This window comes from Streptomyces sp. SID1328 (assembly GCF_009865595.1).
Classification (GTDB): domain Bacteria; phylum Actinomycetota; class Actinomycetes; order Streptomycetales; family Streptomycetaceae; genus Streptomyces; species Streptomyces griseoluteus.
Genome location: NZ_WWKH01000325.1, coordinates 18,468 through 27,941, shown reverse-complemented (window position 1 = coordinate 27,941; position 9,474 = coordinate 18,468). Strand labels below are relative to the sequence as shown.

7 protein-coding genes and 1 pseudogene are annotated in these 9,474 nt (G+C 71.8%); 2 read left to right on the top strand and 6 right to left on the bottom strand.

Annotated features, from left to right (window positions below):
* A pseudogene (locus GT030_RS09520) lies at positions 1-1,952 on the top strand (AfsR family transcriptional regulator); the annotation flags it as partial.
* Positions 1,953-1,978: 26 nt separating this feature from the next.
* On the opposite strand, the gene GT030_RS09515 reads toward GT030_RS09520, so the two are convergent.
* Positions 1,979-2,800, bottom strand: a complete 822-nt coding sequence (locus GT030_RS09515; protein ID WP_161200713.1) for an ABC transporter permease — start codon at positions 2,798-2,800, stop codon at positions 1,979-1,981.
* On the bottom strand, positions 2,797-3,822 hold the full coding sequence (locus tag GT030_RS09510; protein WP_161200712.1) for an ATP-binding cassette domain-containing protein: 1,026 nt from the start codon (positions 3,820-3,822) through the stop codon (positions 2,797-2,799). Before GT030_RS09510 ends, GT030_RS09515 begins: the two co-directional genes overlap by 4 nt.
* Before the next feature lie 73 nt (positions 3,823-3,895).
* On the opposite strand from GT030_RS09510, the gene GT030_RS09505 reads away from it, so the two are divergent.
* Positions 3,896-4,489, top strand: a complete 594-nt coding sequence (locus tag GT030_RS09505; RefSeq protein ID WP_161200716.1) for a YdeI/OmpD-associated family protein — start codon at positions 3,896-3,898, stop codon at positions 4,487-4,489.
* 31 nt (positions 4,490-4,520) lie between these two features.
* Here GT030_RS09505 and GT030_RS09500 read toward each other — a convergent pair whose 3' ends face one another.
* The 4 genes from GT030_RS09500 to GT030_RS09485 all read right to left on the bottom strand — a co-directional run bounded on the left by GT030_RS09500 (position 4,521) and on the right by GT030_RS09485 (position 9,359).
* Complete coding sequence (locus GT030_RS09500) at positions 4,521-5,735, bottom strand: MFS transporter (RefSeq protein ID WP_161200711.1); 1,215 nt, start codon at positions 5,733-5,735, stop codon at positions 4,521-4,523.
* A 100-nt stretch (positions 5,736-5,835) separates the two neighbouring features.
* Positions 5,836-6,888, bottom strand: coding sequence for an endonuclease/exonuclease/phosphatase family protein (locus GT030_RS09495; protein ID WP_161200710.1), 1,053 nt, complete (start codon positions 6,886-6,888; stop codon positions 5,836-5,838).
* A 187-nt stretch (positions 6,889-7,075) separates the two neighbouring features.
* Positions 7,076-7,705, bottom strand: a complete 630-nt coding sequence (locus GT030_RS09490; RefSeq protein ID WP_346009601.1) for a TetR/AcrR family transcriptional regulator — start codon at positions 7,703-7,705, stop codon at positions 7,076-7,078.
* A gap of 70 nt (positions 7,706-7,775) precedes the next feature.
* Complete coding sequence (locus GT030_RS09485; RefSeq protein WP_202459901.1) at positions 7,776-9,359, bottom strand: MFS transporter; 1,584 nt, start codon at positions 9,357-9,359, stop codon at positions 7,776-7,778.
* Positions 9,360-9,474: the final 115 nt, after the last annotated feature.

Here is a 9,474-nt window from a genome sequence, read left to right as displayed (position 1 = left end):
GCGCGGCCGCCCGCCCCGGCTTCACGGTGGCCGACGACCCCGAGGCGTGCGCCGAGATCTGCCGCCGCCTGGACGGTCTGCCGCTGGCCATCGAGCTGGCGGCCGCCCGGCTGCGCATGCTGACGCCCCGTCAGATCGCGGACCGGCTGGACAACCGGTTCCGGCTGCTCACCTCCGGCAGCCGCACCGTCCTGCCCCGCCAGCAGACCCTGCGCGCGGTGGTCGACTGGTCCTGGGACCTGCTCGACGCCGGCGAACGCGAGGTCCTGGGCAAGCTGTCGGTGTTCGCGGGCGGCTGCGACCTGGCCGCCGCCGAGGCCGTCTGCGGGCCCGTCGCCCTGGACACGCTCGGCTCCCTGGTCGACAAGTCCCTGGTGGTGGCCGCCCCTTCCGCCGGTTCCGGCATGCGTTACCGGCTGCTGGAGACCGTCGCCGAGTACGCCGGCGAACGGCTCGACGAGAGCGGGGAGCGCGCCGCCGCCGAGCGCGCCCACCTCACCTACTACCGCGAACTCGCCCGCACCACCGACCCGTTGCTGCGCGGCCGCCACCAGCGCGAGGCGATCGACCGCATCCAGGTGGAGTACGAGAACCTGCGCACCGCCCTCCGGCACGCCGTCGCCCTGCGCGACGAGCAGGAGGGGCTGTGCATGGTGCTGTCCCTGCTCTGGTACTGGCAGATGCGTGACCAGCGCCTGGAGGTACGGGCCTGGTGCGAGGAGGTCATGGCGCTCGGCCCCGATCCGTTCGCGGAACCGGCCGCGCCCGCCGAGCCGGTGTGGCGGCGCAGCACCGAGACCCCGCCGCCGCTCACCGGCGAGGACCTCGCCGAGGCCCGGCGCGGGCTGCACCTGGCCCATCTGGCCTGCATGGACACCGACATGGAGGCGTGGCAGAGCCCGGCGGCGCGGGACAAGCTGACCGTCGTCACCGAGGTCTACCGCCCCGGCCTGCCGCAGACCTGCCGCTCGCCCGGCATGCTCTGGTGGTTCGCCGAGATGCTCGTCCACGGCGTGAGCCGGCTGCCCGAGATCACCGACGCCACCGTGCGCACCTGCCGGGAGACGCCCGGCTACGAGTGGGAGCTGGCGGGCGCCCTCCAGACCCGCGCCAACCTGCTGGCCAACCGGGCCACGTGGGCGGGCGACGCCACCCGCGACGCGGACGAGGCACTGGAGATCTACCGGCGTCTCGGCGACGACTGGGGGCTCGCCGAGGCGCTGTCCGCGCGCGGCGAGGCCCATGAGCGCAAGGGCATGTACCGCCAGGCCGCCGCCGACTACGAGGGCGCCATGGCGCACGCCGAACACCTCGGGGCCCGCGCCCAGATGGCCGTCCTCGGCGCCCGCCTCGGCAATGTGCTGCTGGAGGCGGGGGACGAGGAGCGGGGCGAACGGCTGCTGCAGGAGGTCGTGCACGAACTGGACGGCAGGCACAGCGAGGCCATGCCGGTCGCCCGGCTGCATCTGGCTTCCTGGCTCCTGGTCACCGGGCGCACCGCCGAGGCGCGCGCTCAACTCACCTTGCTGCGCGAGGAGTTCGTGCTCTCCCGGTTCATCGTCTTCGACACCATGATCCTGGCCCAGGAAGCCTGGCTGGACGCCGAGGAAGGGCACTCCGAGCGCGCGCTGGAGGGTGTGCGCCGGGCGCTGGGTCTGGCCGGCGACTCGCTGTGCGAGGTGGTCGTCCCGCAGATGCCGACCGTCTGCCTCACCGTCGCGGCGCTCGCCCTGGCCCTCGTCCCCGACGGCTCCCGCGCCCTGGACGCCGCCCGCTGCCTGGGCGCCTCGGCGGCCCTGATGCCGGAGGGACATCTGCGGCCGCAGGTGGAGCAGCGGGCGTACGACCGCACGGCGGCCCGTATCCGTGAAGTGCTCGGCGAGACGGCGTTCCGCGCCGCGTACGCCGAAGGCGGTGGCCTCTCCCTCGTGGAGGCCACCGCCCTGGTGTGAAGCGGTGAACGGTGCCCCGGTGAACGTCAGGTCTTGGTGCGGAACTTGTGGATGGCGACCGGTGCCATCACCGCGGTGATCGCCACCGACCAGCCGACCGTGACCCACAGGTCGTGGGCGACCGGGCCGCCGACCATCAGACCGCGCGCCGCGTCGGCGAGCGTGGACAGCGGGTTGTAGTCGGTGAACGCCTGCAGCCAGCCGGGCATCGACTTGGTCGGCGCGAAGATGGACGAGCCGAACTGGAGCGGGAACAGCACCAGGAAGCCCATCGCCTGCACGGACTGCGCGCTCTTCATCACCACGCCCAGGGTGAGGAAGACCCACATGATCGAGGACGCGAACAGCGTGGCCAGTCCGACGGTGGCGAACAGGCCCGGCCAGCTCGTGATGTCGAAGCCGACCAGCACGGCGACGACCATCAGCACGGCCGTGGCGAACAGCATCCGGCCCAGCTCCACCGCGAGCTTGGCGAACAGCACCGAGCCGCGGCCGATGGGCAGCGAGCGGAACCGGTCCATGACCCCGCTGTTGAAGTCCTGGCTGAAGCCGGTGCCGACGCCCTGCGACATCGTCATGCTCATCATCGCCAGCATGCCGGGGATGACGTACTGCACGTACTGGTCCTGGCCGCCGCCGAGGGCCTGGCCGATGGAGCCGCCGAAGACGAACACGAACAGCAGGGTGAAGACGACGGGCATCAGCAGCGCGTCGAACATCGACTCCGGGTCCTGCTTGATCCACAGCAGGTTGCGGCGGACGAGGGCGCCGGTGTGCCGCAGGTGGCCGCGCAGGGTGATGCGGGAGTCCGCCGGCGGTACGGACGGGACGGTCGTGATGGCGCTCATACGGCGACCTCTTCGCGGGAATCGGCGGGCGTGGCGTCCTGCGGGGCACTGGCGCGGTGGCCGGTGAGCGAGAGGAACACCTCGTCCAGGCTGGGGAGTTCGGTGACGATGGAGGAGATGGTGATGCCGCGCGCGGTGACCGCGCCGACGACCGCGGTGAGCTGCTCGTCGCTGAGGACCGGCACCAGCAGGGTGCCGGTCTGGTGGTCCACGGTGGTGGTCGCCAGACCGGTGATGCCCAGCTCGTCCAGCGTGGTGGCGAGCGGCTCCAGCTGGAGCGGGTCGATGGGGCGTACGCGCAGGGTGCGGCCGCCGACCTTCGCCTTCAGCTCCTCGATCCGGCCGCCGGCGATGACCTTGCCCCGGTCCACCACGGTCAGCTCGGAGGCGAGCTGCTCGGCCTCCTCCATGTACTGGGTGGTGAGCAGCACGGTCACGCCCTCGCCGACCATCGCCTTGACCTCGTCCCAGACCTCGTTGCGGGTCCGGGGGTCGAGGCCGGTGGTGGGCTCGTCCAGGAACAGCACCTGCGGGCGGCCGATCATGGAGGCGGCCAGGTCCAGGCGGCGCCGCATGCCGCCGGAGTAGGTGGAGGCGGGGCGCTTGGCCGCCTCGGTCAGGGAGAAACGCTCCAGCAGCTCGTCGGCGCGGGCGCGGGCGTCCTTGCGGGACAGGTCCAGCAGCCGACCGATCATGTACAGGTTCTCCCAGCCGGGCAGCTTCTCGTCCACCGAGGCGTACTGCCCGGTCAGCCCGATCACCCGGCGCAACTGCCGGGGCTGCCGCACCACGTCGTACCCGGCCACGAGCGCCTCGCCGGCGTCCGGGGTGATCAGGGTCGACAGAATCCGTACGAGGGTGGTCTTCCCGGCGCCGTTCGGCCCGAGCACCCCCATCACGGTCCCCTCCCGGACCTCCAGATCCACCCCGTCCAGCGCCTTGGTCTCGCCGTAGTGCTTGACCATCCCCCGCACGGACACGGCGGAACGGCCGCCGCCGGGGTTCTCATCGATTCGCGTCATGGGGAGGACTGTGCCAGGGGGCACCGACAAAGCACCGACATGTTGCCGACAGGGCTGCCCCACCCCGTCGGTGGTGTGGTTCGCTGCCGGGGTGACCCGGGACCTGGAGATCGTCGCATTCGAAACCGCCGAGGCATTCGAGGCATGGCTCGGCGAGAACCACGCCGTCTCGCCCGGCATCTGGCTCAAGCTGCGCAGGAAGCGCCCCGGAATCGTGGCGCTGGACTACACCCAGGCGCTCGACGCGGCACTCTGCCACGGCTGGATCGACGGCCAGAAGGCCACGTTCGACGATCAGTGGTGGCTCCAGCGCTTCACCCCGCGCACGCCGCGCAGCAAGTGGTCCAAGGTCAACCGGGAGAAGGCGGCCGCCCTGATCGCGCAGGGCCGGATGCGTCCGCCCGGACAGGCCGAGGTCGACCGCGCGAAGGCGGACGGCCGCTGGGAGGCGGCCTACGACGGCGCGAGGACCGCCACGGTGCCGGAGGACCTCATGGCGGCCCTGACCGCCGATCCGGCCGCTGCGGAGTTCTTCGAGACGCTGGACCGGCCGAACCGCTACGCGATCCTTTACCGGGTCCAGGACGCCAAGAGGGCCGAGACCCGGGCCCGCCGGATCGAGAAGTACGTGGCGATGCTGGCGAGGGGCGAGAAGCCGCACCCTTAGCCAAGGGCCTCGGGCCGTCAGTGGGCGGAACTCAACGGTGCACCGTCTCCTGCGCCTCAGGAACGTGCGCCGCCACGAGCCGGCCCGCGGGCGCGGACGCCCGTCGCCGGTCCACCCCGTACGCGACGCCCGCGACACCCAGGCCGAGGACGGCGAGCAGCGCACCCGCCAGCGCGGGCGACGTCGCGCCGAAGCCCGCCGCCAGGGCCAGCCCGCCGATCCACGCGCCGCCGGCGTTCGCCAGGTTGAAGGCGGCCTGGTTGGCGGAGGAGGCGAGGGAGGGGGCCGCGGCGGCCTTCTCCATGACCATGAGCTGGAGGGGGGAGCCGGTGACGAAGGCGGCCATGCCGAGCAGGGCCACGCCGAGCGCCGCGCTCCACTCGGCGCGCATCAGCAGCGGGAAGAGCGCGAGGACGACGCCGAGCGCGGCCAGGCCGCCGAACAGCGTGCCCCGCATCGCGTGGTCGGCGAGGCGTCCGCCCAGCAGGTTGCCCGCGGTGGCGCCGACGCCGAACAGCGCGAGCAGCAGCGTCACGCTGGCCGGGGCGAAACCGGCGGAGTCGGTCAGCATCGGGGTGACGTAGCTGTACGCGGCGAAGAGCGCGCCGAAGCCCGCGACCGTCGTACCGAGCGCCAGCCAGACCGGCAGGGACTTCAGCGCGGCCAGCTCGTGGCGCAGCCCCGCCGAGGTGGCGTGGGTGTGGTCGCCCGGTATGAGCAGGGCGAGCGCGGCTATCGCGGCCAGACCGATGGCGCTGACCCCGAGGAAGGTGGCCCGCCAGCCCATGTGCTGGCCCATCAGGGTGGCCACGGGCACGCCCGCCACGTTGGCGACGGTCAGCCCGAGGAACATCAGGGAGACCGAGCGTGCCTTGCGCTCCGGCGCGACCATGCCGGTGGCGACGACCGCGCCGACGCCGAAGAAGGCGCCGTGCGGCAGGCCGCTCAGGAAGCGGGCGGCGAGCAGGGACTCGTAACCGGGGGCGAACGCGGAGAGCGCGTTGCCCGCGACGAACACGGCCATCAGGCCGATCAGCACCGTGCGGCGGGACATCCGGGCGGTGACCGCGGCCAGCAGCGGAGCGCCGATGACCACGCCCAGCGCGTACGCCGAGACCAGGTGCCCGGCGGTCGGGATGGATATGTGCAGGTCGTCCGCGACGTCGGGCAGCAGGCCCATCATCACGAACTCGGTGGTACCGATGCCGAAGGCGCCCACGGCAAGGGCGAGCAGGGCCAGGGGCATGAAGGGGACCTCTCAGAACGAAAGTGCCGTACAGGGCTCAGGGGGAATCTTCTATGTTCCCGTACGGAACAAAGTCTTTCAAGGCCAGTATTCCTGCGGGTTACGACGGCATGTCGAGCTTCACACGAGCCGCCACCGGCAGATGGTCGCTGTTGGTGCGCGGCAGGGTCCAGGAACTCTCCGGCTCGACGCCCTTGACCATGATCTGGTCGATCCGCGCCATCGGGAACGCGGCCGGCCAGCTGAAGCCGAAACCGCTGCCCGCCGCGCCCTGCGTCGAGCGGAGCTGGGAGGTCACGGCGTTGAGCGAGCGGTCGTTCATCGTGCCGTTCAGATCGCCGAGCAGCACGACGCGGGTGAGGGTCTCGTCCGCGATGGCCTCGCCGAGCGCGTCGGCGCTCTTGTCGCGCTGCCGGGCGGTGAACCCGGCCTCCAGCTTCACCCGCACCGAGGGCAGGTGGGCGACGTACACCGCGACCAGGCCGTCCGGCGTGGAGACGGTGGCGCGCATCGCCCGCTTCCAGCCGAGCTTGATGTCGACCGGCTCGACCTGGCTCATCGGGTACTTGCTCCACAGCCCGACCGTGCCGACCACCGAGTGGTAGGGGTACGTGGCCTTGAGCGCGGTGGAGTACACCGGCACGGCGGAGGCGGGCAGTTCCTCCAGGGCGACCATGTCGGCGCCGGAGGCGGAGACGTCGCGGGCGGTGGCGGCCGGGTCCGGGTTGTCGGCGTTCACGTTGTGGGTGGCCACGACCAGGTCGCCGCCGGTACCCGACTTGTCGGAGAGCAGCAGCCCGCCGAACAGGTTCAGCCAGACGATCGCCGGGAGCAGCACCGCGATCAGCGCGGTGGCGGAGCGGCGGACGAGGCCGAGCACCAGCAGCACCGGGATCGCCAGGCCCAGCCAGGGCAGGAAGGTCTCGATCAGGCTGCCCAGGTTGCCGAGCCGGTTCGGGATGCGCGAGTGGACCACCATCACCAGCGCCAGCAGCAGCGCGAGCGCGGCGGTGACCAGCCCCCGGCGCCAGATGCGGGGATCGCCGCGCCAGCCGCCGAACAGGCGGTGCGCCAGGCGCCGAAGCCGGGACACTGGTCGCTCGGGCCCCGAGCCGCCGTTGTCCGTCTCCGTCATGTACGCCTGCTGCGCCATACCGTGCCTCACTGCCTGCCGTGCACTCCGTCATCCCCCCGTGTGTGTGTACGACCCTAGGGGATGCCGGGCTCCGTTCCGCCGTCCCATGACGGCCGTTCGGAAGACGAGGACGTGCGAGGCGGCGCCATCAGTTCCGAGAAGCCCCTGCACGGAGGGTTTCTGTGACGAAACACGCACATCCGGGCTACTGCGCCGGGGGCCTGACGGGCCGTAGGCCGGCGAGCAGCGTGTCGACGATCTCCTCCGCGAGCCCCTCGGGCAGGTCGGCGTCGGGGCGCAGGACGGTGCGGACGAGCATGGCGCCGACGAACATGTCGTTGGCCAGTTCCACGTCGATGTCGGTACGGAGTTCGCCGTCGTGCTGGCCCCGGCGCAGCACGTCCAGGGCGAGGGCCCGGCGGGGCGCTATGACGCTCGCCTCGTAGGCGGCCCAGATGCGGGGGCTGCACTTCGCCTGGACGTAGACGTTGTGCATGATCGCCGAGGACCGGCTGGCCAGCCCCCGGCGGCGCAGGGTCTCCAGGAGGACGACGAGGTCGTCGCGCATGGAGGTGCCGGGGAGTTCCGGGTCGGGGGGTTCGGCGGTGCGCAGGACGTCGACGAACAGTTCCTCCTTGCCGCTCCACCGGCGGTAGATGGTGGCCTTGCCGACCCCGGCCGTGCGGGCGACCCGCTCGATGGAGAGGTCGGCCAGCGGTACGCCGTCCTCCAGGAGCTTCATCACGCCCTCGATGATGGCGCGCTCCACGGCCTCGCTGCGGGGCCTGCCCCGGGCGGGGGCGGGCTGCGCGGGCCGGTCTGCGGCAAGGCTCACGTCTCGTCCTCTCGGTGTGCTGCGGAAGATTCTCCCGCAGCGGCAGCCTCCCCCCGCCGGGTACCGGTACTCAGTCGCCGGTGCCGATCAGTTCCGGCTCGCGCTCGCCGGCCTCGGCGGCCGGGGACTTGCCCGGCAGGAACACGGCGACGACGACGGCGCCGATCAGCGCCACGCCCGTACCCCACAGGGCGGTGACGTGCATGGCGTGCAGGAAGGCGTCGTAGGCGGGCGTGACCAGGGCCTGGCCGCGCGGGCCGAGCTTCTCCGCGATGCCGAGGGTGGCCTCGATGGACTCGCCCGCGGTGTCACGCAGGCCGGGCGGCAGCGCGCCGAGCCTGCCCTCGATGCCGCCCCGGTAGGAGGTGGCGAGCACCGAGCCGAGGACGGCGATGCCGAGGGCGCCGCCCACCTGGCGGAAGGTGTTGCTGAGCGCGGAGGCGGAGCCGGCCTTCTCGCGGGGCAGGGCCTGCATGATGACGACCGAGGTCGGGGTCATGATGTGCGCCATGCCGGTGCCCATGAGGAAGAAGACGACCTCCAGCAGCCAGATCGGCGTGTCGGCCTCGAAGCCGGCGAACGCGGCCAGGGTGGCGGCGATCAGCAGCATGCCCGCGGTGGTGGTGGCCCTGTTGCCGAACCGGTCGACCAGCAGCCGGGCGCGCGGCGCGAAGATCATCTGGGCGGCGGCCAGCGGCAGCATCAGCAGGCCGGACTCCAGCGGGGAGTAGCCGCGCACGCTCTGGGTGTAGAAGACGCCGAAGAACGTGACGCCCATCAGCGCGAAGAAGACCAGCGCGATGGCGGCCATGGCGGCCGAGAAGACCTTGTTGCGGAAGTAGGTCACGTCCAGCGAGGGGTGGTCGCTGTGCTTCTCGTAGACCACGAAGCCGATCAGTACGACGACACCGGCGACGATCGTGGCCAGCACCTTGACGTCGGTGAAGTCGGCCAGCTCGCCGCCCTTGATGATGCCGTAGACCAGCAGCACCAGGCCGAGCACGGAGAGCACCACGCCGACGGGGTCCAGGCGGCCGGGCCTGGGGTCGCGGGAGTCGGGGACCAGCCAGACCATCAGGGCGAGGGCGACCAGCACGATGGGCACGTTGATCAGGAAGACCGAGCCCCACCAGAAGTGGTCCAGCAGCGCGCCGCCGGTGATCGGGCCGATGGCGATGGCGAGGCCGACCCCGCCCGCCCAGATGCCGATGGCCTTGGGCTGCTCCGAGCGCTCGAAGACGTTCATCAGCACGGCCAGGGTCGCGGGCATGACGAAGGCGGCACCGAGGGCCATCACGGCGCGGTAGGTGATCAGCTGGCCCGGCGAGCCGGACTCGGCGGCCAGCGCCGAGCCGATGCCGAACACCACCAGCCCGCCGAGCAGCACCTTCTTGCGGCCGAGCCGGTCGCCGATGAGCCCGGCGGTGAAGAGCAGGCCGGCGAAGACCAGGGTGTACGAATTGATCGCCCACTCGATCTCGCTCTGCGTGGCGCCGAGACCGGTGGGCGCCGGGGTGGCGATGGTCTTGATGGCGACGTTCAGGATCGAGTTGTCGAGCACCACGATGAGCAGGCTCAGCATCAGCACGCCGAGGATCGCCCAGCGGCGCCGGTGCACGGCTTCCGGTATCCGGGGGGCAGGGGAGGTTGTCATGTGCCCGATCGTAGGCCCATTTCAATACGGCACCGTCTCGTATCTGAATTCCTTTGCCGAGGTATTGCGTGGGCCTTCTCGGACCGGGGTCCGGGGGTCCCCTGGCCACCTCCGG

What these genes read in the sequence shown, in the direction of transcription:
- GT030_RS09515 (WP_161200713.1), bottom strand. Translation starts at nt 2,800, where the DNA reads ATGAGCGCCATCACGACCGTCCCGTCCGTACCGCCGGCGGACTCCCGC.
- GT030_RS09510 (WP_161200712.1), bottom strand. Translation starts at nt 3,822, where the DNA reads ATGACGCGAATCGATGAGAACCCCGGCGGCGGCCGTTCCGCCGTGTCC.
- GT030_RS09500 (WP_161200711.1), bottom strand. Translation starts at nt 5,735, where the DNA reads ATGCCCCTGGCCCTGCTCGCCCTTGCCGTGGGCGCCTTCGGCATCGGT.
- GT030_RS09495 (WP_161200710.1), bottom strand. Translation starts at nt 6,888, where the DNA reads ATGGCGCAGCAGGCGTACATGACGGAGACGGACAACGGCGGCTCGGGG.
- GT030_RS09485 (WP_202459901.1), bottom strand. Translation starts at nt 9,359, where the DNA reads ATGACAACCTCCCCTGCCCCCCGGATACCGGAAGCCGTGCACCGGCGC.